The organism is Bacillus sp. FJAT-18017 (assembly GCF_001278805.1).
In the GTDB taxonomy this organism is placed as follows: domain Bacteria; phylum Bacillota; class Bacilli; order Bacillales; family Cytobacillaceae; genus Bacillus_D.
The window spans coordinates 4,504,565-4,531,112 of sequence record NZ_CP012602.1 but is presented as its reverse complement, the minus strand read 5'-3'; the positions used below and the strand labels follow the sequence as shown (position 1 = coordinate 4,531,112).

Annotated in this window: 29 protein-coding genes and 1 pseudogene; 18 read left to right on the top strand and 12 right to left on the bottom strand. The window is 40.6% G+C overall.

Annotation, left to right across the window (positions count from 1 at the left end; all coding sequences use genetic code 11):
* Nucleotides 1-130: 130 nt before the first annotated feature.
* Nucleotides 131-418, bottom strand: coding sequence for a hypothetical protein (locus AM500_RS21160; protein ID WP_053601006.1), 288 nt, complete (start codon nucleotides 416-418; stop codon nucleotides 131-133).
* Nucleotides 419-590: 172 nt separating this feature from the next.
* On the bottom strand, nucleotides 591-1,196 hold the full coding sequence (locus AM500_RS21155; protein WP_053601005.1) for a DNA-3-methyladenine glycosylase: 606 nt from the start codon (nucleotides 1,194-1,196) through the stop codon (nucleotides 591-593).
* Between the two features lie 680 nt (nucleotides 1,197-1,876).
* Here AM500_RS21155 and aspA point away from each other — a divergent pair.
* Complete coding sequence (gene aspA / locus AM500_RS21150; RefSeq protein ID WP_053601004.1) at nucleotides 1,877-3,319, top strand: aspartate ammonia-lyase; 1,443 nt, start codon at nucleotides 1,877-1,879, stop codon at nucleotides 3,317-3,319.
* 261 nt (nucleotides 3,320-3,580) lie between these two features.
* Here the strand turns inward: aspA and AM500_RS21145 are convergent, their stop codons facing one another.
* A complete protein-coding gene (locus AM500_RS21145) occupies nucleotides 3,581-4,579 on the bottom strand; it encodes an inorganic phosphate transporter (RefSeq protein ID WP_053601003.1) in 999 nt (332 codons plus the stop codon).
* Between the two features lie 11 nt (nucleotides 4,580-4,590).
* Complete coding sequence (locus tag AM500_RS21140) at nucleotides 4,591-5,208, bottom strand: DUF47 domain-containing protein (protein WP_053601002.1); 618 nt, start codon at nucleotides 5,206-5,208, stop codon at nucleotides 4,591-4,593.
* 291 nt (nucleotides 5,209-5,499) lie between these two features.
* Here AM500_RS21140 and AM500_RS21135 point away from each other — a divergent pair, with 291 nt between their 5' ends.
* Together AM500_RS21135 and AM500_RS21130 are read left to right on the top strand one after the other, a co-directional pair.
* Nucleotides 5,500-6,327: an aldo/keto reductase gene (locus AM500_RS21135; RefSeq protein WP_053601001.1), complete on the top strand. Its 828-nt coding sequence runs from the start codon at nucleotides 5,500-5,502 to the stop codon at nucleotides 6,325-6,327.
* Between the two features lie 394 nt (nucleotides 6,328-6,721).
* Nucleotides 6,722-6,979: a GlsB/YeaQ/YmgE family stress response membrane protein gene (locus AM500_RS21130; protein ID WP_043932198.1), complete on the top strand. Its 258-nt coding sequence runs from the start codon at nucleotides 6,722-6,724 to the stop codon at nucleotides 6,977-6,979.
* Nucleotides 6,980-7,048: 69 nt separating this feature from the next.
* Here AM500_RS21130 and AM500_RS21125 read toward each other — a convergent pair whose 3' ends face one another.
* Nucleotides 7,049-7,969 carry an RluA family pseudouridine synthase gene (locus AM500_RS21125; protein ID WP_053601000.1) on the bottom strand — a complete coding sequence of 307 codons (921 nt, stop codon included), beginning with the start codon at nucleotides 7,967-7,969 and terminating at the stop codon, nucleotides 7,049-7,051.
* A 121-nt stretch (nucleotides 7,970-8,090) separates the two neighbouring features.
* Here AM500_RS21125 and AM500_RS21120 point away from each other — a divergent pair, with 121 nt between their 5' ends.
* Nucleotides 8,091-8,480: a DUF5365 family protein gene (locus tag AM500_RS21120; protein WP_053600999.1), complete on the top strand. Its 390-nt coding sequence runs from the start codon at nucleotides 8,091-8,093 to the stop codon at nucleotides 8,478-8,480.
* A gap of 95 nt (nucleotides 8,481-8,575) precedes the next feature.
* Here the strand turns inward: AM500_RS21120 and AM500_RS21115 are convergent, their stop codons facing one another.
* Complete coding sequence (locus AM500_RS21115) at nucleotides 8,576-9,046, bottom strand: thioredoxin family protein (protein WP_053600998.1); 471 nt, start codon at nucleotides 9,044-9,046, stop codon at nucleotides 8,576-8,578.
* On the bottom strand, nucleotides 9,043-9,480 hold the full coding sequence (locus tag AM500_RS21110) for a disulfide oxidoreductase (protein WP_082347324.1): 438 nt from the start codon (nucleotides 9,478-9,480) through the stop codon (nucleotides 9,043-9,045). Before AM500_RS21110 ends, AM500_RS21115 begins: the two co-directional genes overlap by 4 nt.
* A 152-nt stretch (nucleotides 9,481-9,632) precedes the next feature.
* Between AM500_RS21110 and AM500_RS21105 the strand changes: the two genes are divergently transcribed.
* Complete coding sequence (locus tag AM500_RS21105) at nucleotides 9,633-11,366, top strand: phospho-sugar mutase (protein WP_053600996.1); 1,734 nt, start codon at nucleotides 9,633-9,635, stop codon at nucleotides 11,364-11,366.
* A gap of 233 nt (nucleotides 11,367-11,599) precedes the next feature.
* On the opposite strand, the gene AM500_RS21100 is transcribed toward AM500_RS21105, so the two are convergent.
* Complete coding sequence (locus AM500_RS21100; protein ID WP_053600995.1) at nucleotides 11,600-11,851, bottom strand: YhdB family protein; 252 nt, start codon at nucleotides 11,849-11,851, stop codon at nucleotides 11,600-11,602.
* 197 nt (nucleotides 11,852-12,048) lie between these two features.
* Between AM500_RS21100 and AM500_RS21095 the strand changes: the two genes are divergently transcribed.
* From AM500_RS21095 to AM500_RS21085, 3 genes are all read left to right on the top strand, one after another.
* Complete coding sequence (locus AM500_RS21095) at nucleotides 12,049-12,369, top strand: DUF3889 domain-containing protein (protein WP_053600994.1); 321 nt, start codon at nucleotides 12,049-12,051, stop codon at nucleotides 12,367-12,369.
* Between the two features lie 754 nt (nucleotides 12,370-13,123).
* Entirely contained in the window at nucleotides 13,124-13,387 is a 264-nt protein-coding gene (locus AM500_RS21090) for a metal-sensitive transcriptional regulator (RefSeq protein WP_053600993.1), read from the top strand.
* A 170-nt stretch (nucleotides 13,388-13,557) separates the two neighbouring features.
* A complete protein-coding gene (locus AM500_RS21085) occupies nucleotides 13,558-14,964 on the top strand; it encodes a SpoVR family protein (RefSeq protein ID WP_053600992.1) in 1,407 nt (468 codons plus the stop codon).
* Nucleotides 14,965-15,025: 61 nt separating this feature from the next.
* Here AM500_RS21085 and AM500_RS21080 read toward each other — a convergent pair whose 3' ends face one another.
* Nucleotides 15,026-15,565: a helix-turn-helix domain-containing protein gene (locus AM500_RS21080; RefSeq protein ID WP_081772959.1), complete on the bottom strand. Its 540-nt coding sequence runs from the start codon at nucleotides 15,563-15,565 to the stop codon at nucleotides 15,026-15,028.
* Between the two features lie 256 nt (nucleotides 15,566-15,821).
* On the opposite strand from AM500_RS21080, the gene AM500_RS21075 reads away from it, so the two are divergent.
* From AM500_RS21075 to yiaA, 10 genes and pseudogenes are all read left to right on the top strand, one after another.
* Nucleotides 15,822-16,463 carry an alpha/beta hydrolase gene (locus AM500_RS21075; RefSeq protein WP_053600991.1) on the top strand — a complete coding sequence of 214 codons (642 nt, stop codon included), beginning with the start codon at nucleotides 15,822-15,824 and terminating at the stop codon, nucleotides 16,461-16,463.
* A gap of 21 nt (nucleotides 16,464-16,484) precedes the next feature.
* On the top strand, nucleotides 16,485-17,267 hold the full coding sequence (locus AM500_RS21070; RefSeq protein WP_053600990.1) for a dioxygenase family protein: 783 nt from the start codon (nucleotides 16,485-16,487) through the stop codon (nucleotides 17,265-17,267).
* A gap of 30 nt (nucleotides 17,268-17,297) precedes the next feature.
* Nucleotides 17,298-17,726 carry a DoxX family protein gene (locus AM500_RS21065; RefSeq protein ID WP_053600989.1) on the top strand — a complete coding sequence of 143 codons (429 nt, stop codon included), beginning with the start codon at nucleotides 17,298-17,300 and terminating at the stop codon, nucleotides 17,724-17,726.
* Between the two features lie 301 nt (nucleotides 17,727-18,027).
* The gene (locus AM500_RS21060) at nucleotides 18,028-18,813 is read left to right on the top strand and encodes an SDR family oxidoreductase (RefSeq protein WP_053600988.1); all 786 of its coding nucleotides are present in this window, start codon (nucleotides 18,028-18,030) and stop codon (nucleotides 18,811-18,813) included.
* 363 nt (nucleotides 18,814-19,176) lie between these two features.
* Entirely contained in the window at nucleotides 19,177-19,590 is a 414-nt protein-coding gene (spxA, locus tag AM500_RS21055) for a transcriptional regulator SpxA (RefSeq protein WP_053600987.1), read from the top strand.
* Between the two features lie 19 nt (nucleotides 19,591-19,609).
* Nucleotides 19,610-20,038: a MarR family winged helix-turn-helix transcriptional regulator gene (locus tag AM500_RS21050; RefSeq protein WP_231688061.1), complete on the top strand. Its 429-nt coding sequence runs from the start codon at nucleotides 19,610-19,612 to the stop codon at nucleotides 20,036-20,038.
* A gap of 51 nt (nucleotides 20,039-20,089) precedes the next feature.
* A pseudogene (locus tag AM500_RS21045) lies at nucleotides 20,090-20,269 on the top strand (hypothetical protein); the annotation flags it as partial.
* Between the two features lie 33 nt (nucleotides 20,270-20,302).
* On the top strand, nucleotides 20,303-21,247 hold the full coding sequence (locus tag AM500_RS21040; protein ID WP_053600985.1) for a ring-cleaving dioxygenase: 945 nt from the start codon (nucleotides 20,303-20,305) through the stop codon (nucleotides 21,245-21,247).
* A 298-nt stretch (nucleotides 21,248-21,545) separates the two neighbouring features.
* Nucleotides 21,546-22,178, top strand: coding sequence for an FMN-dependent NADH-azoreductase (locus AM500_RS21035; RefSeq protein ID WP_053600984.1), 633 nt, complete (start codon nucleotides 21,546-21,548; stop codon nucleotides 22,176-22,178).
* A gap of 146 nt (nucleotides 22,179-22,324) precedes the next feature.
* Entirely contained in the window at nucleotides 22,325-22,795 is a 471-nt protein-coding gene (gene yiaA, locus AM500_RS21030; protein WP_053600983.1) for an inner membrane protein YiaA, read from the top strand.
* Between the two features lie 77 nt (nucleotides 22,796-22,872).
* On the opposite strand, the gene AM500_RS21025 is transcribed toward yiaA, so the two are convergent.
* The 3 genes from AM500_RS21025 to AM500_RS21015 all read right to left on the bottom strand — a co-directional run bounded on the left by AM500_RS21025 (nucleotide 22,873) and on the right by AM500_RS21015 (nucleotide 26,204).
* Complete coding sequence (locus AM500_RS21025; RefSeq protein ID WP_053600982.1) at nucleotides 22,873-23,211, bottom strand: ArsR/SmtB family transcription factor; 339 nt, start codon at nucleotides 23,209-23,211, stop codon at nucleotides 22,873-22,875.
* Entirely contained in the window at nucleotides 23,208-24,995 is a 1,788-nt protein-coding gene (locus tag AM500_RS21020; RefSeq protein ID WP_053600981.1) for a SulP family inorganic anion transporter, read from the bottom strand. The genes AM500_RS21025 and AM500_RS21020 overlap by 4 nt, the downstream gene beginning before the upstream one ends.
* 339 nt (nucleotides 24,996-25,334) lie before the next feature.
* Nucleotides 25,335-26,204 (bottom strand): cation diffusion facilitator family transporter, encoded by an 870-nt coding sequence (locus AM500_RS21015; RefSeq protein ID WP_053600980.1) that lies wholly within the window; start codon nucleotides 26,202-26,204, stop codon nucleotides 25,335-25,337.
* Between the last annotated feature and the right edge of the window lie 344 nt (nucleotides 26,205-26,548).

The following is a 26,548-nucleotide window of genomic DNA, read 5'->3' as shown; positions in this document are numbered from 1 at the left end:
GGAAAGCGAAGTGCCTGTAGCGGAAATCACAGAAAAATTAGGACTAAACTATAAGCTTATATTAGTTATATATAATTGACATAATAAAACGCAAGGTTGTTTTAACCTTGCGTTTTTAGTGTTGAAAAATTCATTTGTTATTTTTCTTTGCCTCATTGTAAAGAGCCACAATAACATCAATGTTATTATCAATAATGTTCAATCGTTCTCTAGAAATTTGTGACCATTCACTGGATAGATGACTCGCCGAAATGATATGTCTGATACTGAATGTATAGGTGTGGTGCAATTCTGAAATCACATAGCTAATACCAGCACTAGGTTCCTTGCTCACAATACTTTCGATATCATTCTTTAACCAGTCTGGTGCAACTTCAATAGATTTCTTTAATAGCTGTTCATATTCTTCGTTAAACATAACTTCTCCTCCTGGTATAAGTTTGTACATGCCTTATATCATACATCATTTACAAACAGACTTCTAAGGGAAGCTTTGAATGTATGACTAATCATTCCTATTTTTCATTTTAATTTCCCTTCTTAGTCACGTAGTGTGGAAACATCAGTTTATAAGGGCCTTTTAAAAAGGCTTACCCTTTCCTTGATACAAAACGGTTATCCGTTATCCAGAATCGCCATGGGTAATCGCGTGCATCTCCTGAATTTTCGATTCCAACCCTCTTGCCTTGTGATATGGAAACAGGAATATAGCCTCTTGCAATTAAAAGTGGAGGTTCGGTCAGCTTTCTTCCGTAATCCTTCATTGTAATACCCATAGCTTTTGTGAGCTTTCCAGGTCCATTCGTCAAATTCCGCCTGTCCTCCACGGAACGCCTGCTTCGCATTAAGTCCTCTCCATAACACGGTTCGATTGCTCTTATTAAGACTGCTTCCGGGTTACCCGCACCCCCGCTCACAACATTGACGAGGCAATGTGTATGCATTACATATGTGTATGCCCTTCCGGATTCGGCAAACATTACTTCCGTTCGCTTTGTCCTCCGATTCATGTAGCTATGCGCAGCCTGATCACCGGGGCCAATGTATGCTTCCGTTTCGACAATATACCCGGCAGCTAGCCCTTCAGGAGAATGATATGCAAGTATGCACCCTAGTAAATTAGGTGCCAATTCAAGGGTTGGCTGGTTGAAAAATTCAACAGGTAGTGGTTCAAGCTCAAAATCGAAATGATTCATCCAGTATCTCCTATTCATTAACTTCCTATTTAAACGTTCCCTTTAAGAGGTAAAATTAATCTTAACTCACCAATTGCGTTTAAGACTATTCCTCTCCTTGGAAGGGCAATAAAACTTGTTCACTAATTCTTCAAACTTTAGCTTCCTTTAATGAAAGCTTGATATTGTTTAACCATTGTGCAACACATAAACTAATATGTAGATAGTGTAATCTATAAATAAACATTATTCGATTTTGCTTTTTATATGTAATTGTCTGAATTAGTCTAATGGATAAAATATGAAAAACTAATTTTTGAAAAAAGAATCAAGTGGCTGACTGGTTCGATTAATCATTTTTTAAAATAAATGGCCGATTCGGGCATCCTTCTGCGATAAGTCCTTTCAATTTTGTGTTGAGGATCATCGTTTGGGAAAGGGATAATGCATCCCCAATCAGTACGAAGAAATGTACTTATTCTTCCTTATAATTTTTCATTGACAGTTTTTACGAAACGATTACAGCGAGAACATGGTTCCTCTTTGATAAGGTATACTAGTAAGTGAAACTTTAATGGTCGAAGGACTTTATCCCGCGCCTATTGTAGTTTTTGAAAGGCTGATTCACCAAGAAAAGAGAATAGTTTTCCTTTACAAATCACGCTTTTAGGGGAAAAGGGATAAACAAGGGGGCAGAAACGATGAGCGCAAATATAACATATAGAATTGAGAAAGATTTCCTTGGAGAAAAAGAAGTCCCAGAAGATGCGTATTATGGGGTCCAGACATTGCGCGCGGTTGAAAACTTTCCAATTACCGGCTATCGTCTGGATCCCAGCCTGATAAAGGCGATGGCTGTTGTGAAAAAGTCTGCCGCAATGGCAAATAAGGCAACAAAACAGCTGTCGGCTGAAATTGCCGATGCTATTATCACTGCGGCAGATGAAATCATCGATGGTAACTGGCATGATCAATTCATTGTTGATCCAATTCAAGGCGGAGCCGGAACCTCTATCAATATGAATACAAACGAAGTCATTGCCAATCGGGCCCTTGAGTTAGTCGGGAAACTGAAAGGCAGTTACACCATTATCAGTCCAAATACCCATGTAAATATGGCGCAATCCACGAACGATGCTTTTCCGACAGCGATACATATTGCTGTCCTTGATTCCCTGGAAGGGCTGCTTGGCACAATGGAGGAACTCCAGCAGGCATTTTTTGCAAAAGCAAATGAGTTTGATGATGTTATTAAGATGGGACGGACCCATCTTCAGGATGCCGTTCCAATCAGGCTTGGGCAGGAATTTATGGCTTATGCCCGGGTGCTAGGCCGCGATATAGGCAGAATCCAAACATCCAGGCAGCATCTTTATGTAGTAAATATGGGCGCAACAGCCGTAGGTACAGGGCTTAATGCGGATCCTGTCTATATTGAAAAGGTTGTGTGCTATTTAGCTGAAAATAGCAAACTTCCTTTAGAAAAGGCGGACCATCTAGTTGATGCAACCCAAAATACTGATTGCTACCTTGAGGTTTCCGCAGCCCTAAAGGTCTGTATGATGAATATGTCCAAGGTCGCTAATGACTTGCGTATGATGGCATCAGGCCCGAGAGCCGGCTTGGGAGAAATTAAGCTTCCTCCCCGTCAGCCGGGGTCTTCAATTATGCCAGGAAAAGTGAACCCGGTCATGGTGGAGGTACTAAATCAGGTAGCATTCCAGGTTATTGGCAATGACCATACAATTTGCCTTGCAGCCGAGGCTGGCCAATTTGAATTAAACGTCATGGAGCCGGTTCTCGTTTTCAATTTGCTTCAATCGATTAAAGTCATGACGAATGTGTTTGATGTGTTCCGCAAGTATTGCCTGGAAGGCATTGAAGCCAATCGGGACCGGCTTGAAGAATATGTAAACAACAGTGTCGGAATTATTACAGCAATAAATCCCCATGTTGGCTACGAAACTGCAGCTGCTATAGCTAAGGAAGCGATTGAGACAGGTAAATCAGTTCGCGAACTTTGTATTGAGAGGGGAGCACTGACTGAAGAGGAGCTGGATATTATTCTTCATCCATATGAGATGACAGACCCTGGCATATCCGGAAAGGAACTTCTTACAAAAAGAAACCTAATCGAGGCATAACAATTACATGTGGTTGTCCCAAATTAAGCCTTGGGACAACCTTTTTTACTGGAACTATGATTGCAGAGAGCTTTTTGTGCAGTTTGTTCCCGTCTTCATAAGCTCGATGAAGGACGGGTGGAAGTGATTTTTTCGTCTGTTCCGGTCATCATAACCATCTTAAGGCTCCCATAGAGCCCGCCTCCCCAAAAACTACAGATTTCCAAGTAAAAAAAGCTGCCCCAAAAAGTTCAATGACCTTTTGGGGCAGCTTCTTTATCGTTAAAAGAACAAATTCAAAAAGTAATAGAAAAGTGCAGCAATTGTGGCTGAAATTGGTAGAGTAATCAGCCAGGTAATTAGCATGGTTTTCGCTGTTCCCCATTTTACGCCCTTTAGGCGGTGGGAAGCACCGACACCAAGAATACCGGAAGAAATAACATGAGTTGTACTGACCGGTAAATGGATATAGGTAGCGCCAAAGATGATCATAGCACCAGTCAAATCAGCGGCAACGCCATTGATTGGACGGATTTTCATGATTTTACCGCCAACTGTTTTAATGATTTTCCAGCCGCCAACAGAAGTACCAAGCCCCATTGCAACCGCACAGGAGAATTGGACCCAGAATGGGATATCAGTCGAATCAACATAGTTGTTGGCGATAAGTGCCATCGTGATAATACCCATTGCTTTTTGGGCATCGTTTGTTCCATGTGTATAGGACTGTAGCGCCGCAGTACCGATTTGGATAAACCTAAAATTACGATTTGTTTTGGTCAGATTTGCATCCCTAAATACGAATTTAAAAATTCCGTAAACAATAAAACCGACCACGAAGGCCAAGACTGGCGAAAAAATCAATGCTTGAAGAATCTTAAGGAAACCAGTGTAATTCAAAGCAGCGAACCCTGAGGCAGCAATCGCCGCACCTGCAATCGATCCAATCAATGTATGGGATGAACTGCTCGGAATTCCATAATACCAGGTAAGCAAGTTCCAGGTAATTGCAGAACAAAGAGCTGCAAGGATGACGATAGAACCGTTAGTCAGTGTAAAAGGATCTACAATGTCTTTTGTAATTGTTTTGGCAACTCCAGTAAAGGTCATGGCGCCGACAAAGTTCATTACAGCAGCCAAAAGGATGGCATGCCTTGGCCTTAGAGCTTTTGTTGAAACTGCAGTTGCAATTGCATTCGCCGTATCATGAAATCCGTTAATAAAGTCGAACGCAAGAGCGAAGATGACAATTGCAACTGTCAGAATAAATACTGAATCCATATGTCCGCTCCTTATGCGTTTTTCATAATGATTGTTTCAAGTGTATTGGCAACACCCTGGCAGCTATCTGCAATATCCTCGAGTGTTTCATAAATTTCCTTGTACTGGATGATTCGAATTGGATCCTTTTCGACACTGAAAAGATTTTTGATGGACTGTCTTAGGATACCATCACATTTGGATTCGAAATCCTTTATCAAGATTGCATGCTGACGGATTTGTAAAAGTTTTTTCGTTGCTAGCAGAGTAACGGCTTTCTCGATTTCAAGAACACTGCTCTGAATGGCAACTGTGAATTGCTTCATATAATCATCAGCCTCTGTAATCGAATACATTTCGAATAGGGCAGCACAATGTTCGAGCCCGTCGAGGACATCGTCCATACTGTTTGAAAGATGAAGAATATCTTCTCTTTCAATTGGAGTAATAAAAGCATCGTTCAATTCCTTTATGACCGAATGAACATATGTATCTCCTTTCGATTCAAAATCCTTCATGCTCTCTGAAAAGATTTTTAAATCACTGACATTCTTCAGCTTATAGTCTGTAAAATAGTTAGCACTTTCCTTTAGATTTGCAGCAATTTCCGCAAGTAAGGTAGTGAACTTTTCATTTTTTTTGAAAGCCATGAGAAAACCTCCGTTTATTTTCCATAATGGTTGCATAAGCTTTCTAATTGTATAAGAAAAATGTCGAAATTGAAAAGTGGTTTACATTGAATTTACAAAAACTTAACATTAAAAGTGCTGAAATAACATGATTTTGCATTATTGAATTTACAAAGAATTCATTTAGTTTTTACAATTCCTTTATTCTGCCGACATGAAACCAGTATTCAAAAAAATCTTGAATTATATTTTGTGCATGCAGTAGTGGAAACATGTAGAATTAAATGGAAGAAGAAAAAGGAGGGTTTATTCTTGTTGTCACTTAAAGATACATTTCTCTTTCATAATGGTGTCGAAATACCTTATTTTGGGCTAGGTGTTTATAAGGTGGAGGATGGACAAGAGGTAGAGGCAACTATTGCCGAGGCGCTTCGGTTGGGGTATCGTTTGATTGACACTGCAGCACTCTATCAAAATGAAGAGGGTGTCGGACGTGCTGTACGAAACAGCGGTATTCCACGCGAAGATATTTTTATTACAACGAAAGTCTGGAACAGTGAACAGGGATATGAAAACACCCTAAAGGCTTTTGAAACTAGCTTGCAAAAGCTTGGTCTCGGCTATATTGACCTTTATCTAATTCATTGGCCTGTAAAAGGGAAATATAATGAAACATGGAAAGCCTTAGAGGAACTTTATGCAAGTGGGAAAGTACGGGCTATTGGTGTTAGTAATTTTACTATCGATCACCTCAAAGATTTAATGGCCCAAAGCAGTATAAAGCCCATGGCCAACCAAGTCGAACTTCACCCCGTTTTAGTACAAAAAGAACTTCGAGAATTTTGCGCTGAACATGGGATTCTAGTCCAAGCCTGGTCTCCGCTAGCCCGAGGTAGAATATTGGCAGATCCACTCTTGACATCGCTAGCAGGAAAACATGGGAAAACACCGGCGCAAATTGTCCTTAGATGGCATTTGCAAAATAGGGTAGCGGTTATTCCTAAATCGGTCACCCCGGCAAGGCTTCAGGAAAATACGGCTATTTTTGATTTTGAATTATCTGCTGAAGAAATGAACCTTATTGATGGATTGGATGCAAATACCCGCTTTGGGCCTGATCCCGACAATGTTGACTTTTAATCTATGAAAAACTTATGAGAAGCGTACAAAGAAGCTATCCTGATTTGGAAAGCTTCTTATTTTATTGCTTCAATGATGAGTAAGGCGATTCTTTCAAAGCAATTAGGGTTTTTGGATGAAGCGGCACACTTTGAAGTTACCTTACTTATTTAGTATAAAAGAAATCAACTGTGTCCCTAAGATAGTTTTTTTAATAAGAAATCAACAATATGGTAATAATAAGAAAAGGTTGGTGCTAGATTTTTTTCGTGTTTATTTTAAATGAATGCGGGTAATTTAAAGGTACAAGCAGTTAGGAAAACCAAGAAGGAACAAAGCTTCCGGCTCAAGTTTCATAACTGTTTACTGCTGCAGCAGAAGATAAAACAAACATATTACAAGGAGTGAAAACCACATGGAATTTCTATGGGCATTAATAGTAGGTGGTATTATTGGTTGGTTAGCAGGTATGGTCGTTGGAAGAGATATCCCGGGCGGAATTATTGGTAATATTATTGCAGGTTTTGTTGGTGCATGGTTAGGTACAGCAATCTTAGGTGATTGGGGTCCTGTAGTCGGTGGATTTGCAATAATCCCTGCGATTATTGGAGCAGTTATCCTAGTATTCCTGCTTAGCATGATTATGAAAGCATTCAGAAAATCAAATCACTAACGCAAACTGAAGGCCTCCCAATTGGGAGGCCTTTTCGTGTGGACTTTGCCTGGCTTTTTCAAATAATGCTTATAGGCTATCAAGGTTAATATCCTGGAAAATTTGAGTATTGTCTATAAATGGCGCAAGGACTGTGATTGGTTCAAGGCTGATGGGATGTATAAATTCAAGCTTTGCCGAATGCAGCGCTTGCCTATTGAAAAGCGGTTGGCCGCCATAAAGTTCATCACCTGCCAGCGGATAGCCGAGGTGGCTAAAGTGAACACGTATTTGATGTGTCCGGCCTGTTTCTAGCCAGCACGCCACAAAGGTCAGTTTTTTTGCACGATCAACATTTAGTACTTTGTAATGAGTCACTGCAGGCTGCCCGGTATCCGAAACCCTTCTTCTTACCGGATGATGTCTATCTCGCCCGATTGGCAGGTTGATACTATCCTTTTTCTTTAAACCGGTACCGCAAACAGCAGCGACATATGTTCTTTTAATCAATCGGCGTTCCAGCATACCATCGAGTATCCCGCCTGCCAGTGGATGTTTGGCAAAAAGAATGGCTCCAGTTGTGTCACGGTCAAGCCGATGGATTTGCTGAGCGGAAGCCCCCTCTCCTGCTGATTGGAGGTGGCATGCAACAGCGTTAAGCAGTGTGGTCGTATCGTCAGGTGTATTAGGATGAGTATTTATGAACGCTGGTTTATTGATGACCAATACATGTTCATCCTCATACAAGATGGATAGGTCCAGGTAATAGGGTATTATTTCTGAGGAAGGAACATCAGAAAGGTCGAGGTGAAGTCTGGTTCCAGCTGCTAACGGAATATCCCATCCTATTTTTTCTCCCTGTAAGGTTACTTTTCCGTCCATACGGAAGTAGTGAGCTTGTTTTTTTGGTGCCTTCCATTTCTCCTTGAAAAGTTGTGAGATTGAAATCCCTTCCCAAGCATAAGGTATTATTATTTCCATTGTATTTCCACGCATTTTTGTAGTCAGCATTGGGGCTTCCTTTCCTCCTGAACAACCGTGGTTTAAATTACCAGGATTTTTACAGTTCAGAATATGCTATTCTATTTGTATATTACGCTAAGATTACAAATGTAACAAAGGTGGGCTTTTAGTGAGGATTGTTTTCGCATCGACACCCGGTCAGGAAGAAGAAATCAGCGGACTCATTCATTATTTTTATTCAGGCATTTTACCCATGTATTTTACTGACAAGGAAATTTTGGAGTTTGAACGGCTGTCTGTCCTTCATTTGGAAAGCGCTTCATACGAGACATTGAAGGATGCCTTCTATGTAATGGCTAGCCTCCAGACTCTCATTTTTATCCTTGAGGCCCCTGTCCCTGGAGATTACCATCGGTCACTTTTTCAAAGGAATGCTGAGAATTTGCGTCAATATGGCCTTTATTTTCCTTTTGATTATGATTCCTTCCTTCCTGGCAGTAAGGAAACTGATACATATTTTAGCCTGTATTCACCTGCTGCCAATCAGTTGCCCGTGTGAAACAAAAACGCCTGCATGAAATTGCGGGCGTTTTTGTTTTTTATTGATTGTTAATATATATACTTTATTAAACCCGGGCCCTTGCGCTTTTGTATTTATTTTACATTGTCCTCCAGCCATTGCTGGTATTGCTCTTTATCCTGTCCGCCTGTGACCCTGGCGACTTCTTTGCCGTCTTCAAAACGAATCAATGTCGGGGTTCCCTCGATTGCAAATTCATCCCAGGCACTTTCATACTCCAGGACATTCAACTGATCAATGTTTATATCCATGTCATCGGCCAGCGGCATTAAAATAGGTGTGGCAACTTTGCAATGCGGGCAAGTCGGACTATAAAAATATACGGTGGCATCTTCACCGCTTTCCAGTTTATCCTGTAAGTTATCTAGTGTGATGATATTTTGGTAATTTGGATCCTTCAGCTGGGCTACTGTTTCAGGATGAAGGCTATCTTTGCCGTAAGGATTTTTAGCATCAACCTTTTCTTTGTTGCTCATATTTGTAAGATACGCTGTTCCTGCAAATAAAATAATAATGATTCCAAGAAAAATAAGTACTTTCTTCACGAAATTTGTTCCCCCTTGTTTTTCCTTACAAGAATTAGGCTACATATAAAGATAATAGCAAAAGCCGTCAATGCCAGGAATGGAATGGTGATAAAGCCAAGCCAGTTTATGTATTGCCCGGTACAAGGTATCCGTCCGCATGCAGGGGCCGCATCAGCCATAAACGAAATTTTTTGCAAAGAATAATGATAGGCCGAGATTAGAATGCCGATTGCCGACAGCCATAGGCTGTATAAAGAGATGCGGTAATCCTTCTTGACGATCGCAATTCCAAGCAAAAGGACCATTGGATACATGAGGATTCGCTGGTACCAGCAAAGCTCACATGGCTCATACTTTCGGATTTCTGAGAAATAAAGGCTTCCGAACATGGCTAGAACAGAAGCTGCCCAGGCAAAAAATAAAATGTTCTCCCTGCTATCCTTTTTCAAAATATCACCCCTTTTTCATATCTTAAGGGAAAACGTTTTTTTGCACAATAAATTGGTATGGCCACTTATGGGATGGATGTGGAAAAAATACCGGCAAACCGATAAAATAAAAGGGACATATGGCGAGCTTATTTTTATATCGGAGGTAATTGACTATGGGCTGGAGATTAAAAGCAGAAAAATGGATACAATTCGAACAACTCGACAACGAATTGCGTGCAGAGCTGGACAAGCTGAAAGGAAACGAAAAGCTGCTTGAGGACTCATTTTATAAGGACCTTGAATTTGGCACGGGTGGCATGAGAGGTGAGATTGGCCCGGGGACAAATCGGATGAACATGTATACCATTCGCAAAGCATCAGCCGGTTTAGCTTCTTTTATTGAAGAGCAAGGTGAAGAAGCAAAGAAGGCAGGCGTGGCAATTGCATATGATTCCAGGCACAAATCTCCCGAGTTTGCAATGGAAGCCGCAAAAACTTTGGCGACAAGGGGAATCAAGGCTTATGTATTCGATGAATTAAGGCCGACTCCCGAATTGTCATTTGCTGTACGATATTTGAATGCCGCTGCCGGGATTGTTATTACTGCAAGCCATAATCCCCCTGAGTATAACGGATTCAAGGTATATGGAAATGATGGAGCGCAATTGCCGCCGAAGGAAGCCGATCTGGTTATCGATAAAGTAAATGAAATTGAAAGTGAATTGCGGATTGAGGTAGACAGTGAGGATGTATTAAGGTCTGCAGGTCTTATTGAAACAATTGGTTCTGAAATTGACGCCGCTTATACCGATAAGCTTGCAACCATTTCAGAAAATCCATCCATTGCTACCGAATCCCCAATTGAAATCGTGTTTACACCATTGCATGGTACTGCCAATAAACCAGTAAGGGCAGCACTTGCCGAGCTCGGGTACGAGAAAGTGCATGTTGTCAGCGAACAGGAGCTGCCGGATGCGAATTTCTCGACAGTCAAAAGCCCGAACCCAGAGGAGCATGCAGCATTTGAGCTGGCAATTCGGTACGGCAGGAAAGTTGATGCGGATATCCTTATTGCAACAGATCCTGATGCGGACAGGCTTGGCATTGCAGTGAAAAACCCCGAAGGTGAATACGTTGTACTGACTGGTAACCAGACCGGTGCATTGTTGCTTGATTATATCTTGGGCCAGAAAAAAGAAAAAGGGACGCTGCCTGAAAATGGCGTTGTCCTGAAAACGATCGTAACGTCCGAGCTTGGCAGGAAAATTGCAGAAGCCTACGGGTTGGAAACGATTGATGTCCTCACAGGCTTTAAATTTATTGCTGAAAAAATGAAGCAATACGAAAATACTGGTGCGCATACATTCCTATTTGGATACGAGGAAAGCTATGGATACCTGATCGGAGATTTTGCCCGTGACAAGGATGCGGTCCAGGCCGCGCTTTTGGCTGCTGAAGTCTGTGCTTATTATAAGAAAAAAGGCATGAGCTTATATGAAGGCTTAATGCAGGTTTTCAAAAAATATGGGTACTTTCTTGAGGGACTTCGTTCTATGACAATGAAAGGAAAGGACGGAGCAGAAGCAATCTCAAACATAATGTCAAGCTTCCGCAATGATCCTCCTGCATCGTTGGCCGGATTTTCGATAACGTCATCCGAGGATTATCTTGAAAGCTTACGTTCCTCTGCTGACGGAAAAGAAGCAATCGATTTACCAAAATCAAATGTCCTCAAGTTTTACCTGGAGGATGGCTCTTGGGTTTGCCTGCGTCCATCAGGGACAGAACCGAAGATCAAGTTTTATTTTGGTGTCAATGGTGAGACTTACGACGAGAGCAAGAAAAAGCTGTCTGAAATTGAATCAGCCTTTATGAATGTGGTTAATACGAAAGTTGGGAACGCCTAATAATCGCCCGGCAGCCAAATGGCTGCCGGTTTTTTTCTCTAGGTAATGCTTAAGTTCTCTTCGGTTCTTTTTATTACCGTAAAAATGGTGAAGACACATGTTCAAATATCCTTGCAAAGCTAGGGCTAGCCGATAGAACCCAGGCAGCACTGAATGCTGTTAAAATAACCTAGAAGAATAATCAAAAAGAGCACAGCCAGTATTGGCTGTGCTTAAATTTTTGGTGGTGGAATTCATAAAAGGTAAGCTGGAATATCGTCACTTGCAAATTCAGGGTTCTCTTGCACATGGTCGATGTAACGCAAAAGGGAGTATAGTTTTTTCTCAACTACCGCATAATCATGCTCGTAATGATATGCGTGAAGAAAATGTTCAATTTTCTTCGCTAAAAATTGGTCACGGGTCCGGACCATCAGGATCAGCAGATTATCCCATTGAGAGCGGTACGTATAGTAAAGCGCCCTGTCGTAATCCATTTTATTCATTTTGTTACCTCCCTGTCAGGAGTTGAAATTAGTTTGTGGAGTTCACCGATAAAGTTTCGCTGAAAATGTTGGAGATGCTTGTACAAAGGGCTTTCAAACATATGGCAGTATAATCATGCATCACTTGGTGCAATGCATAAGAATGGGAACAAGTGAAAAACTAACCGTGTTTCTTTATGAAAAGGGAGGCTCCATCATTGAAAAAGCGGCTTATAGCTGTTGCGGCATTTGTTTTGCTGGCATTCCAGGGGCATGAAACCGAGGCGGAAAGACAGAAACCGGATTATGAAAAGTACGGGAAAATGGCTGTTCAAATCGTGGCTTTGGATTATCCGGATGATCCTATCAGGGAATATGAATATATGGGCAGGAAAAATGTCAATGAAACAGATGTAGCTGATACGTTCCGGTTCCAAGTCGAGGAAAATGGCAATACGTATAATGTTCAAGTTATTGTCCAGCATAATTTAACTGAAGGAAAGGCCGTCACACTAAAGGTCGTACCTGAAAACCAGTAAGGTTCATTTATTTCCCCCCCTCTCCATGCATTGTGATAAGTGTTTGATTTCCAACGGAGATTAAATTCCTTGAAGTGCAATCCATCTTTAGGGCACTTAATGAAAACTCAATGGGCAGGATATTTGTTGCTGTGTAAAATAGTTGTTAATGAAGACCAAAGGGATACAAAGTTGGTATGCCTAGAACGACGATGAAATGATGCAGAGATTTGCAAAGGATAAAGGATAAGTAAAGAAGAACGATAATAGCTTATATGAAAAAGGAATATAACTAAATTGGCCGCATTGTTTTTGCGGTCTTTTCAATTCTTATTTAATATTTGATGAAATACCCAATAGGGTATAATATAGGGGTTGTGATTCATATTTGGAGGGCTCTAATGGTTCCCTTAATTATACTCTTACTGAGTGTTTCATTGGCTTTGCATAAACGATATTTTCCAGTTTCCTGTGTTTCATGTGTCAATCCCATAGCTCTCATTTTGAGTAGAATAGCTGTACTAGATATTAGACATTTTAATGAATCACATAATGAAAGATCTGTTAAAGGTTAATAAACATTCCGTTTGCCTATCTAAAAAGGTATAGCACCGAAATTCCTGGTGATAGAGATTTAATATTTATTGTATCAAGTCGGCCTGATAAGAATATTGGAACAAGGTATTTACCGAATAGTTGGGGTATGTAAATTTTAATCCAGATAATGTAATATTAAAGGAGAAAAATTAAGGGTTTGTTATGGAGGTTATGAATCATGGATTATAATGATCAAATGAAAAATAGGGTAAAACGTATTGAAGGCCAATTAAGAGGTATATTGAAAATGATGGAAGAAAACAAGGACTGCAGGGATGTTGTCACTCAATTAACCGCGACTCGGACCGCCATCGACCGTACCATTGGGGTTATCGTTAGCTCCAACTTAGTGAATTGTGTTCAGAAAGCTGATGAACAAAAAGAAAGAAGCACTGAGGAATTAATCCAGGATGCTGTAAATCTATTGGTGAAGAGCAGATAAAAATAAAAGGGTTGAGACCCTCTTTTATTTTTCACATTATTATACCCATGGGGGTAATAAATACTTTTTTAACCTTTTAAATACACAAAGGGGTATAAAACGTATGAAGGTCTTTCATCATTCCCCCGTTTTCCTCATACATTGTTGTAAGAGGAAAAGGGGGAATAGCCATGAACCTGGAAGACAGGAAGGAGCTTGAGCGCGCAATCGGCGAAATTACCGAAATTGCAAGCGGCTTTGGCCTTGATTTTTATCCGATGCGGTATGAAATCTGCCCTGCCGACATCATTTATACATTTGGTGCTTACGGGATGCCGACCCGTTTTTCACATTGGAGCTTTGGGAAGCAATTTTACAAAATGAAACTTCAATATGATCTAGGACTGAGCAAGATTTATGAACTCGTCATTAACTCCAATCCTTGTTATGCATTCCTGCTCGATAGCAATAGCTTGATCCAGAACAAACTTATTGTGGCCCATGTCCTTGCCCACTGCGATTTTTTCAAAAATAACGTTCGTTTCCAAAATACAAAACGAGATATGGTAGAAAGTATGGCTGCGACAGCAGATCGGGTGCGTAGCTATGAAATCAAGTACGGAAAAAAGGAAGTCGAGACCTTCCTAGATGCTGTTTTGGCCATTGATGAACACATTGATCCTTCACTGATGCGTCCGAAGCTTTCTTGGTCAATGGAGGATGCCTATGAGGAAGAAAGCCCGGGCCCGGCTCCATCGCCATATGATGACTTATGGAAGCTCGATGAGAAGCCGAAGCCTAAAAAGGAAAGGACGAAAAAGTTCCCGCCTCAGCCTGAAAAAGACATACTGCTATTCATTGAATCCTACAGCCGGGAGCTAGAGCCGTGGCAAAGAGATATCCTAACAATGATGAGAGAAGAAATGCTCTATTTCTGGCCCCAGCTGGAAACAAAAATAATGAACGAAGGCTGGGCTTCGTACTGGCACCAGCGAATTATACGGGAAATGGACTTGACAAGCGGGGAAGCCATTGAGTTTGCCAAACTGAATGCAGGTGTTGTCCAGCCGTCAAAAACTGGGATTAATCCTTACTACCTGGGCATCAAAATTTTTGAGGATATTGAGGAACGGTACAACAACCCAACCGAGGACATGAAGCGCCGCGGGGTCAAGCCAGGGTCTGGTCGAGAGAAAATGTTTGAGGTTCGGGAGATAGATTCCGATATCTCTTTCCTGAGGAACTACTTAACCAAGGAGCTGGTGATGAGGGAAGACATGTACCTGTTCCAGAAACAGGGCAAGGATTATAAGATTGTTGACAAAGAATGGGAGCATGTCCGTGACAGGCTTGTCGGCATGCGCGTCAATGGCGGTTTTCCCTATATAACAGTCAACGACGGCGATTATCTTAGAAATGGCGAGCTTTACCTGAAGCACTGGTATGAAGGAATTGAGCTTGATGTGAAATACCTCGAGAAGGTGCTGCCATACGTCCGCCAGTTATGGGGAAGAACGGTCCACATAGAGACGATGATTGAGGATAGGGCCATGCTGTTCAGCTATGACGGGAAAGCTGTGCATAGGAAGTATTTGTAGATAGTAAAAAATGGACAAAAGCCAACCTTTTAGAAGGTTGGCTTGTTTAACATAGATTAAATTAAAAAATATCGGCAAGTCCGGTATCCGAATGAAGTGATATCAGAACAATCGCTGTCTCATCGGTTATGTTTTTAACAAAATGAGGTACACTCGCGTTCCAGCTAAAAGAGTCACCTTTCTCAAGAACAAAGGAGTCTTCTCCTTGTTCAGCAAGAATTTTCCCCTTTAAGACTAAATGGCATTCCTCTCCCTCATGAGCATTTGCTTCTCCCATAGAGCCACCTGGGGGAAATTCAACGATCATCATCCTCATACCGCCTTTGGTCGTCAAATGCTCAATTTTCAGGTTGTTAAAGGTGGAATGCGTTCTCTCATTTTTTCTAACCACCCGCATATGCTGTTCCTTCTCTAACAATAGGTAAGGCATCGGTACATCAAGAAAGTTGGAGATGGCCTGCAGCGTATTAATGGACGGAGATGTATTGTTGTTTTCCACATTGCTGATAAACCCCTTGGATAATCCTGTTCCCTCACTCATTTGGGCAATAGTTATTTTTTTTCTATTCCGAATCGAACGTATTTTTGTTCCTAAATCCAAATAATTCACCTCAAAAGGTTTCATAATAAAATACTTAATTCTATATTAGCAAAAAATATATTGACAATCTACTGTACGCTTGTTATCTTATAGAAGAAATTTATTCATATTTAAAAACTTATCCCGGGCCTGGGGTTTTATTTTTGGATACTCGTTTTCAAATATGAACAATTTATTTCTATGAGGATTTTCATATTTATGCTGCATAGGGAAAAGATAAAGACACAATTCAAGGCATTGTGAAAGGAAGGAAGCCATGAACTCTTCAATGATATATAACGTTCAACGACCTAAAGAGGTTGATCCCAATAAGTCGTACCCTGCTCTTTTTTTAATGCATGGGATTGGGTCGAATGAACAAAATATGTTGTCCCTAGTAGAGGGATTAAAACAGAACTTTATTATTTTCAGCATTCGTGGTCATTTGGAGCAGCCGCCAGGTTTTGCCTACTTCACCATTGAAGGCTACGGGAAACCGCATAGACCTGTATTTGATGAAGCAGTAGCCAGACTTTCGGACTTTATTGATTATGCTAGCAGCCAATACCCAATTGATGAAAGCCGCCTGTATTTGCTTGGTTTTAGCCAGGGGGCAATTCTCTCAATGACTCTTGCCCTGACTCTGGGAAGCCGGATAAAGGGAATTGTGGCGTTAAATGGATATATCCCTCAATTTGTGAAGGAAGAGTATTCTGTTCAGTCTGTAAGTCAATTATCCGCGTTTATTTCTCACGGGGAACATGATCGTGTTTTTCCACTGGAATGGGGAGTTGCCAACAAAGAATACTTGGAGAATATGGGAGCAAACGTAACCTTTAAGGTTTATCCCGAGGGCCATACTGTATCCAAGGCAAATTACCACGATTATGTTAAGTGGATTCTAGAATCGATAGATTAAACATATTGAGGAGATGACCCTATGCTTCCGTCATTGTTTATAGCTCATGGTTCACCGATGCTGGCAATTGAAAATAATGAATATACCCAGTTCCTGAAAACCCTTGGCCAAGCCTTGCCGCGTCCAAAAGCAATTGTATTGTTTTCCGCCCATTGGGAGTCCAATGTGCAGGAAGTAAGCAATGTGAAAGAGTATAGTACCATTTATGATTTCGGCGGATTTTCTGAAGAGCTCTATCGCATTCAGTATCCTGCAAAGGGAAACAGCGATGTTTCAGGCCAGATTGAAGCTCTGTTCCTAAAAGAGGGAATTCCTTTTCATATAGATTCGAAGCGCGGGCTTGACCATGGCGCTTGGGTGGTTCTAAGAATGCTTTATCCAAACGCAGATGTTCCTGTCATTTCAATGTCTGTCAATAGGCATCTTTCGCCCGAGGAACAATATAAGATCGGAAAGTCTTTGGCACATTTGCGGGAGAAAGACATCCTCATCATTGCAAGCGGAGGGACAGTCCACAACCTTAGAGCGTTAAACTGGGCCCAGGACCATGGGGAAGAAGATGAGTGGGCTTATGCCTTTGATCAGTGGCTTGCCAATCACATCGAGAATTGGGACCTGGAATCCTTGTTCCAATACGAAACACTTGCACCGGCGGCTAACCTAGCAGTACCACCTTATGGGAATGAACATTTTATCCCAATTTTTTATGCAATGGGAGCAGCGGACAATCATCAAACCGCAAAATTGTTACACCGCAGCTACCGTTATGGGAACTTGAGCCATAGCGTCTGGCAATTTGGATAAATAAAGAAAAAATAGTAGGGGGAAAAGAAAATGGAAAATCGAATTGAAGTAGGTACATTGATATTACGAGTGGTTCTTGGGATAAGCTTCTTTATACACGGGCTATCAAAGTTTCAGGGAGGAATTGAAAACACTGTTGGCTGGTTTGACAGCATTGGAATTCCAGGATTTGTTGCATATGCAGTCGCAACAATCGAGTTGGTTGGTGGAATTCTGTTGGTAATTGGATTGGGAACCAAAATTGTATCTGCCCTGTTGTCTCTGATCATGGTTGGTGCAATAGTCAAAGTTAAATTTGCGGTTGGATTTTTAGGGAACGGGCAAATGGCTGGATATGAATTGGATTTGGCTTTCCTTGCAATGGCGATATTCCTTGCAATCAACGGAAGCAGTCTTCTATCGATTGATCAGATATTCTCAAGAAAGCCTGAAAAGACTAGCAATAAGGCTGCTGCATAATTAAATTTAAAAAAATTGAAGTGCATTTATAATCTGCTTCTTTCATCCAAACAGGACCGCTTTTTGCGGTTCTTTTTTATTGATAAGGGTATGCTATGTTTTAGAATATTGGTTTGAAAAGAGACCAGATTAAAGCAACTATAACAAGGGGTTTTAATTAATTTTCGCATTTGAACAAGCAATTAAGTTGATTGAGAGACTGTAATAAGTTATATTTATCTCGAATTAATTATATATCAATTAATTATAATTTAATTAAAGGTATATGGATTCAAAAATACAGCAGAGAGGGATGACATACATGGAAAGATTTGAAGGGAAAGTTGTACTTATTACTGGAGCAGGATCTGGTTTAGGTCGTGCTGTTGCTTTACAGGTAGCTAAAGAAGGGGCAAAGCTATCTTTGGTTGATTTAAATGAAAAAGGATTAGAGGAAACAAAAAACGAGGTTCAGAAAGTAGCACCGAATGCAGAGATTCTTCTAGTGGCTGCAAACGTGGCTCACGAAGAAGAGGTAAAAAACTATGTAGATGAAACAGTTAAAGCATTTGGTACTATTGATGGTTTCTTTAATAATGCAGGGATTGAAGGGAAACAAAATCTAACAGAAGATTTCGGGTCTGATGAATTCCGTAAAGTTGTTGATATTAACTTGAATGGCGTATTTTATGGGTTGAAATATGTTCTTAAAGTGATGAAAGAAAATGGGAGTGGCCACATTGTCAATACTGCTTCAGTTGGTGGTATTCGAGGCGTGGGCAACCAATCAGGCTATGCGGCAAGTAAGCATGGTGTAGTAGGATTAACCCGTAACTCTGCAATTGAATACGGTCAATACGGTATTACAATTAATGCAATAGCACCAGGGGCAATTATGACACCTATGGTTGAAGGGTCGTTAAAACAAATTGGCGGTGAAGAAGGCTGGGAAGAAGTAGGGAAATCATTTGTTGAGCCAAACCCAATGAAACGTTTTGGTAAACCGGAGGAAGTAGGTTACCTAACTGCCTTTCTTTTGTCTGATCAAGCAGGATTTGTTAATGCGGCTGTTGTGCCAATTGATGGTGGGCAATCTTTTAAATATTAAATTTCTAGCTTTTACTTGATGATGGGCAAAATTCCGCACTAATATCGATTTAGAAGAAAGAGACTGGTTTAAGGTTGGTAAAATCAACTTGCGACAGTCTCTTTTTATATTGCCACTAATATTACTCACCTATATATTTTAGCAAGATAGTATGGTTTTACTATTGTAAGTATGGGAGGTTCGAATCTCCTCGGATATTCCTAAGTAGATTTTATGTAGGTTTGGAGTATCAATCAGTAGGAAGATTTAACAGCTCTAAAAATTCAACTTAAAAGGTTGACTTCATTTCAAAGAAGCCATATAATTACACTTAATTAAAGATATTTTATTTTGAGATATACTTTATTTAGGAGTGTGGTATAGATGGTGAACTTATATACTTCTACAAGTTGTACTTCCTGTCGCAGAGCAAAAGCATGGCTGGAAGAGCATCATATTGATTATGTCGAAAGAAACATTATTAAGCAGCCGCTGACAGTTGAAGAAATAAAAGATATCCTTCACTTAACAGAAGAAGGAACAGATGAAATTATTTCGGTCAACTCCAAAACATTTAAAATGCTTAACATAGATTTGGAATCCCTAAGACTGCAGGATCTATTTGAGATTATAAAAGAGAATCCATCTTTGTTAAAACGGCCCATAATCAAGGATGAAAAAAGGTTGAATATAGGCTTTAACGAAGAAGAAATCCGCAGTTTCCTGCCCCGGAAGCTCAGGGCTTTTATTTCTGATGCGCCTCAACAAATTGCTGATCAAATGCATCAAAACTACTAAAAGATTGGTGGTGAGTAAAGTGGAAAGAAGATTTCCTAATCAACCGTTCATTGTTTTAATGAAAACGGCAAAAGGGATTCATGAAAAAATTAGGGAGAAAATGCTGAAGAACAAGTTAACTGTTACAGAGTTTTCAGTTATGGAAGTGCTTTACCAAAAAGGTACTCTGACAATCCAGCAAATTTGTCAGAATGTCTTAATCTCCAGTGGTTCGATGACATATGTTATAGACAAATTAGAAAACCGAGGGTTGTTAGCAAGAAGTGATTGTCCTAATGACCGCAGAGCAATACATGTTTCATTAACGGATGATGGGCTTTCCCTTATGGATACGATTATGCCAAACTATCTGGAAATGGTTGATGACTTATTTGGCACTTTGGATCCTAAAGACTCAGAGATATTCTTACAGTTATTAAAGAAAGTTAATAATAAGGTTGAAATATAATTTTTTCATAAATATCTCGATTTCTAGAATCTTTAAAATAGTGTAACGGGTGTGTTTGAAATTGCCACCGACCCTCCAGGATTTGCCCATGACGAATCTTATGAGACGATGGGGCAGAAATTGATGCTGCCAGAACAATATGAGTCATTCCGGGATAAAATAGAAAAATCCGTGCTTCCTATCGAAATTAAGAAAATAGATGAAAGTATACTTGCCAATGCTACAAAATAAGCAGGACTAAATTACGTTACGGAGGGAGCAGTTATGCAAAAAACTGCTGGTATTCATCATATAACCGCGATGGTGAATGATGCACAAAGAACAATTGATTTTTACTCTGGCGTACTTGGACTAAGGCTTATAAAAAAGACCATCAACTTTGACCGTCCAGAAGTGTATCATCTTTACTTTGGTAATGAATCAGGTGCACCGGGTACTGTTATCACTTTCTTTCCGTGGGAAAAACAGTTAAAGGGCCGTATTGGTACTGGGCAAGTGGGCTCAACAATTTATGTCATCCCAAAAGATTCACTATCCTTTTGGGAAGCTCGCATCAAGAAATTTAGGATAAAGACATATACGTCTATTCGATTTGGCGAAAAATATTTAAGCTTTCAGGATCCCGATGGGCTTGAAATTGAATTAGTAGAAAGAACCGAAGGACCAGTCAATAATTGGAGTTTTGGCGAAATTCGTCCTGACATTGCGATTAAAGGATTTGGTGGTGCAACATTAATATCAGCACAGCCGAATAAAACTGCTAATGTACTTGAACATATACTTGGACTCGAATTAGTGGGCCAAGAGGATTCATTCCTTCGGTTCAAGGCTGATTCGGACATTGGTAATACAATTGATATTAAGTTGGCTCCATCTGTTCGAGGGCTTATGGGGGCAGGAACTGTACACCATATTGCCTGGAGGGCAAGTAATGAAGCAGATCATAACCGCTGGAGATCACTCCTTAAGGAAAAGGGATATAATCCAACAGAAATTAGGGATCGCAATTACTTTAAAGCGATCTATTTCCATGATGAAGGCGGGATTCTTTTTGAAATAGCTACCGACCAACCCGGTTTTGCGGTCGATGAACCATTTGATGAACTTGGAGAAAAATTAATGCTTCCACCATGGTTTGAATCAAAAAGAGAACAGTTGAAGGGAATGCTGCCTCCTGTGGAGGTTCGGATTCTGGAACAAGACAAATGATGAGACCCTAGGAAACTTCAGTGAGAAGACAAGGGCCATAGCATAAATAACAGAAGGTTATGGCAGCTGCAAAGTTCTATCAAAGTATTTTCCAGACACAGTATAGAAGAAGTAGTTAAAACTTTATTTGGATTTAAAACAGTGGGCCGAACAAATAAATGGTTCCTTTACTATGAAAAGGAATTATAAGGAAAGATAAGAACGTTGACTTTATCATTACATTAGTATATTTTTAATTAAAGATATACTACTTAAGTATATCTTAATTACTTGTAAAAAAAGGGAGATAAAAAAATAAATGAACGTATTAGTAGTAAAAGCAAATAACAGACCAGCTTCTGAAGCAGTATCAAGCAAAATGTATGAAACCTTCATGGAAAACCTTGAAGGCGTTAACGTAACAACATTTGATGTTTTTGCTGAAGATATGCCGTACTTTGGCCAGGATCTTTTCAATGCATTTGGCAAGCTGCAATCTGGCGAGGAACTTACAGATATTGAAAAACGTATTTTGGCAGCAAAACAAAAAGCAAAGGATGCCTTAACAGCAGCAGATGTCATTGTTTTTGCTTTCCCATTATGGAACATGACTATTCCTGCCAAGCTTCAGACGTTCATTGATTATGTGTACGAGGCTGGATATTCTTTCAAATATGACGAAAACGGTCAGGCAGTCCAGCTTTTGACTGACAAAAAAGCAATTATCCTGAGCGCACGCGGCGGCATCTATTCAGAAGGCCCTGCAGCTGGAATGGAAATGGCGGTTAACTATATTAAGAATATTGCTGGCGGCGTATTCGGTATGCAAATCGTAGATGAAGTTGTCATTGAAGGACATGCTTCCGCACCTGATCAAGCTGGGAAAATCATTGCTGAAGGATTGGAAAAAGTTAAAGAAACTGCAAAAAAGCTATCTGCAGTGGCAGTTTAGTAATATAAGAGTTTCAAAGAGCTAATCAGAACTAGTTTCCGGTTAGCTCTTTTTTCATTTATTCGGAATTTGAGGAAAAACCATCTACCCTTTGTAAAAATTTCCTATATAATAAGATTTAGAAAATAGGATGGGGGAAACATTCGATGGCTAATGAACAAGAGGTGTTATTTGATAAAGAAAAACAACCTGTCACCAAAAGGAAAGCAGAACGGAGAGAAGGAGAACCAACTTCAGCTTTCGTAGGTGCTTCCTGGGCGGCATTGTTAGTAGGTGTAACGGCTTATCTCATAGGGTTATATAACGCAGGGATGGAACTGAACGAAAAAGGTTATTACTTTGCTGTTTTGGTATTTGGTCTTTATTCTGCCGTATCCTTGCAAAAGGCTGTAAGGGATAAAGAAGAGGGAATACCTGTCACAAACATATATTATGGTATTAGCTGGTTCGCAGTTATTGTGGCTATTTCTTTAATGGCCATCGGTTTATACAATGCGGGAAGTATTGTTTTAAGCGAAAAGGGATTTTACGGTATGGCGTATGTGCTCAGTTTATTTGCGGCCATCACGGTACAAAAGAATATAAGGGATACACATAGGGCAAGAGAAAGAGAATAATCATGCATGTTTAATCTTTAGGAGAAAACGGCTACTAAAAAAGGCAGCATCAGCTGCCTTTTTTTAATGCTTCAGTATTACGAATTCTCATTAATGTCGTTCAGCTTGTCGAGCAGGTTTTTGGCATCCACAAGGTGGTTGTTGAAAATTTGCCGGGCAACCGCCAGAAGGTCAACAATCAATGGATCGCGGAGTGAATAAATGACTCGGTTGCCGTCCTTTGTCCCAGTGACGATGTTTTTAGCACGAAGAATCATCAACTGCTGGGAAATAGATGATCCTTCTGTACCAGAAAGGCTTTGGAGCTCATTGACACTTTTGTCCCCGTCTGCCAGAAGTTCAAGGACTCTTATTCTAAGTGGATGGGCTAGTGCTTTGAAGAAATCTGCCTTAAATTGCTGCATTTCAAGATTCAACTGGTAACCTCCCTACTTGCGGGGCGGAGTGGCAGTGACTTGCCCAATGCCCCCGATGTTTCTTTTATTCCAGAAAGGGATGCACATTCCCTAAAGGCCAGATGCCTGCACCCAAGACAAGCATTCTTGTTCAGGTGCGACATTGCATATTCAATTGCATCCCCGGTATGTTCGAAAAAGTGTTCCTTACCTATCACATCATAAAGTCCGGTTTTAATCAACAATTCCTTTGGCTCTTGCCTGATTCCGCTAATAAGGACAATACCATGATTGGAAAAGTCCTTCACGATGCTCGCTAGATGGGCTTCACCAGTAGTATCCATATAAGGGACTTTTCCTAGCCTTAAGAGCAGTACCTTTGGCCTTAAATTGATGGTATTCAGAATGGTTTGTTCGAATGTCTGGGCTGCGCCAAAGAAAAGCGGGCCTTCAACGCTGAAAATACTTATTTGCGGACAATCATGCGAATTCGTAACAACCTGGCTGTCTACTTTATGATGTTTATGGTTTGGATTGGGAAGGACCTTTGCGGTGATAAGGGCTTCGCTCATTTGTTTAATAAAAGCAATAACCGCAAGTACAAGACCGACCTCTACGGCGACGGTCAAATTAACAAACACTGTTAAAAAGAATGTTACTATCAGAATTAGAGAGTCCTGGGTTTTTGTTTTTACTATATGTTGGAATACATGCCCTTCACTCATATTCCAGGCAACGACCATCAGAATCGGCGCCATGCTTGCCAACGGGATTTTTGAGGCAAAAGGTGCAAACAGAACAAGGACGAGCAATACTACAAATCCATGGATAATTCCCGATAGTGGAGAAACAGCACCGCTTTTAATATTGGTAGCTGTACGAGCTAGTGCACCAGTCGCTGGAATTCCCCCGAAAAACGGTGTAATCATGTTGGCAATCCCCTGACCCATCAACTCCCGGTTGCTATTATGCCTGGTCCCCGACATGCCATCTGCCACAACCGCTGACAACAGTGATTCAATTGCTCCAAGGATTGCAATAATGAATGCTGGTTTGATAAGGTATTGAATTTTTTCCATGGTGATTTCAGGCAATTGAAACTCCGGAAGGGAATTCGGTATTTCACCGTATGTCGAACCGATTGTTGCAACCTGGCCAGGAAAGAAAAATGTAGCAGCCAGTGTCGATACAATTAATCCAATCAGCGGCCCGGGAATTTTCGGAAAAACTTTCGGTGTGAGCAGCACAGTGCCAAGGCAGATGGCTGCTGTCAATATGCTTAATAAATTCAATGTATTGATATTGATAAAGATTTCTTTAATATTGCTAAAGAAGTATTCATGCTTTTCCACACCGCTCAAGCCAAGGAAATTCGGAATTTGGCCAGTGAAAATTATAACCGCAATCCCTGCTGTAAATCCGATAGTAACTGGCTTAGGAATAAATTTAATTAACGAACCGAGTTTGAAGGCACCCATCAGGAATAGCATGATTCCAGCCATAAAGCCGGCAATCAGCAGGTTTTCGAAACCATAGACGGAGACAATTCCAAACAGAATCGGAATGAAAGCACCGGTCGGACCGCCAATTTGAAACTTGGAGCCGCCAAGAAGAGAGATAAGAATACCGGCAATGATTGTGGTGTAAATTCCGTATTCCGGCTTTACGCCAGAGGCGATTGCGAATGCCATCCCAAGAGGTATGGCGATTACACCAACTACAATCCCGGAAATAAGATCCTTCCGGAATGATTGAAGGGAGTAGTTTTTATATCTCCCTGAAAAAAATAATTCCTGCCGACGCACATTAACACTCCTCTTTTGAATATTTGTATATTTGATTTTCTGAATATAATATAATGAATTTACTCCCGCCGGTTCAAAATGTCAATACACTACTTTAAACTCTTTGCGGAAAATTTATATGGGGGTAATAGAATGCTTAGGTCGCATTGGCAACATTTCAAGTTGAGAAGACATGCGAAACATGTCCAATGAGCCGTATTGGCTACATTTCAGGTTGTGGAGGCATGCGAAATGTGCCCAATGACAACAGAAAGGCAAATTGGTCAGCCGGCAAATTCAAAATCGAAAGCATGCTGATGCAAAAAAAAAAAGAAGTTAACACAACTGTTAACTTCTTCTCTAGTTTGGTTCTACGTGAACATGGACATCGTAAACACCATGCTCCTCCATCATGATTTTCTCAACGTGTGTGGCAATATCATGAGCTGCTCTTATATTAAGCTTTGAGTTGACTAGGATGACGCAATCAATGACTTCATTATTTCCATAGTTTCTTCCCTTAATTTCCTTTATGCCTTTGACGCCATCCACTTTTAAAATGACATCTTTATAGAGTTGAATTTTCTCTTCATCAAAGCCATCCGAAAGTTCGTGAGAAGCCTCCTTGAAAATTTCCCAGGCGGTTTTGCAAATCAATAAACCAACGATAAAAGCAGTCACTGTGTCAAGCCATGGCATGTTCAATTGGGAACCGAATATTCCAATCGCGGTTCCAATACTAACCCAGGCATCGGAACGATTATCCTTGGCAGCAGCCATTACAGATTTGCTTTGGATTTTGTTTGCTAACCTTTTGTTATAATGGTAGACAAGGTACATGGCAAATGCAGAGAAAAGACCTGTATAAGCCGCAATCATGTCTGGCGCCTGCTTTCCTTCCTGAAAGATTGATCCGAGAGCATCCGACAACACTTGTATGCCAACAGCAATCATCACAAACGATGCAACCATAGAGGCAATCGTTTCACTTTTCCAATGCCCGTAACCATGGTCCTTGTCGGGAGGTCGCTGGGAAATCTTTAAACCAATGAGAACCGCAACAGAGGCGATAATATCGGTTGTATTATTAAGTCCATCCGCCTTTAAAGCAGCTGAATCACTTATATATCCCACTGTAAGCTTTAAAGCAGAAAGGAGTATGTAGGCCACGATGCTCAATAGAGCCCCGCGTTCGCCAAGCTTAAGATTTTGGTATTTTTGCTCATCCATATGTAATTGAACCTCCCTAAAAACCAACCTTTACTACAATACCACCTGATAATCGGGTGGGTCTAGGGCAACCTTTTTGCGGTTGAGGAACTCTATAAGTGGAAAGAAAGAAATTTTCCTGAGGGAAATAATTGAGCTGCCAGGAGCACATAAAGTTATCATAATTTCCTGATGGGTATATTAATAGAAAAGTTACTAGTGAGGTGTTTTAAATGAACATCACTGATAAGGCCAGTGATTTTCTTAGAGAAGTTTTAACCAATGAAGGTGCAACGGGAATCAGGATTTACTTTGCAGGCCTTGGTTGAGGCGGCCCGCGGTTTGGACTGGCTCTGGATGAGCCG

Coding starts and splice junctions, on each gene's coding strand:
- spxA (WP_053600987.1), top strand. CDS start 19,177: ATGGTGAACTTATATACTTCTACAAGTTGTACTTCCTGTCGCAGAGCA.
- AM500_RS21145 (WP_053601003.1), bottom strand. CDS start 4,579: ATGGATTCAGTATTTATTCTGACAGTTGCAATTGTCATCTTCGCTCTT.
- AM500_RS21035 (WP_053600984.1), top strand. CDS start 21,546: ATGAACGTATTAGTAGTAAAAGCAAATAACAGACCAGCTTCTGAAGCA.
- AM500_RS21105 (WP_053600996.1), top strand. CDS start 9,633: ATGGGCTGGAGATTAAAAGCAGAAAAATGGATACAATTCGAACAACTC.
- AM500_RS21160 (WP_053601006.1), bottom strand. CDS start 418: ATGTTTAACGAAGAATATGAACAGCTATTAAAGAAATCTATTGAAGTT.
- AM500_RS21075 (WP_053600991.1), top strand. CDS start 15,822: ATGAACTCTTCAATGATATATAACGTTCAACGACCTAAAGAGGTTGAT.
- AM500_RS21085 (WP_053600992.1), top strand. CDS start 13,558: ATGAACCTGGAAGACAGGAAGGAGCTTGAGCGCGCAATCGGCGAAATT.
- AM500_RS21155 (WP_053601005.1), bottom strand. CDS start 1,196: ATGAATCATTTCGATTTTGAGCTTGAACCACTACCTGTTGAATTTTTC.
- AM500_RS21070 (WP_053600990.1), top strand. CDS start 16,485: ATGCTTCCGTCATTGTTTATAGCTCATGGTTCACCGATGCTGGCAATT.
- AM500_RS21130 (WP_043932198.1), top strand. CDS start 6,722: ATGGAATTTCTATGGGCATTAATAGTAGGTGGTATTATTGGTTGGTTA.
- AM500_RS21040 (WP_053600985.1), top strand. CDS start 20,303: ATGCAAAAAACTGCTGGTATTCATCATATAACCGCGATGGTGAATGAT.
- AM500_RS21100 (WP_053600995.1), bottom strand. CDS start 11,851: ATGAATAAAATGGATTACGACAGGGCGCTTTACTATACGTACCGCTCT.
- AM500_RS21125 (WP_053601000.1), bottom strand. CDS start 7,969: ATGCTGACTACAAAAATGCGTGGAAATACAATGGAAATAATAATACCT.
- AM500_RS21060 (WP_053600988.1), top strand. CDS start 18,028: ATGGAAAGATTTGAAGGGAAAGTTGTACTTATTACTGGAGCAGGATCT.
- AM500_RS21090 (WP_053600993.1), top strand. CDS start 13,124: ATGGATTATAATGATCAAATGAAAAATAGGGTAAAACGTATTGAAGGC.
- AM500_RS21015 (WP_053600980.1), bottom strand. CDS start 26,204: ATGGATGAGCAAAAATACCAAAATCTTAAGCTTGGCGAACGCGGGGCT.
- yiaA (WP_053600983.1), top strand. CDS start 22,325: ATGGCTAATGAACAAGAGGTGTTATTTGATAAAGAAAAACAACCTGTC.
- AM500_RS21065 (WP_053600989.1), top strand. CDS start 17,298: ATGGAAAATCGAATTGAAGTAGGTACATTGATATTACGAGTGGTTCTT.
- aspA (WP_053601004.1), top strand. CDS start 1,877: ATGAGCGCAAATATAACATATAGAATTGAGAAAGATTTCCTTGGAGAA.
- AM500_RS21140 (WP_053601002.1), bottom strand. CDS start 5,208: ATGGCTTTCAAAAAAAATGAAAAGTTCACTACCTTACTTGCGGAAATT.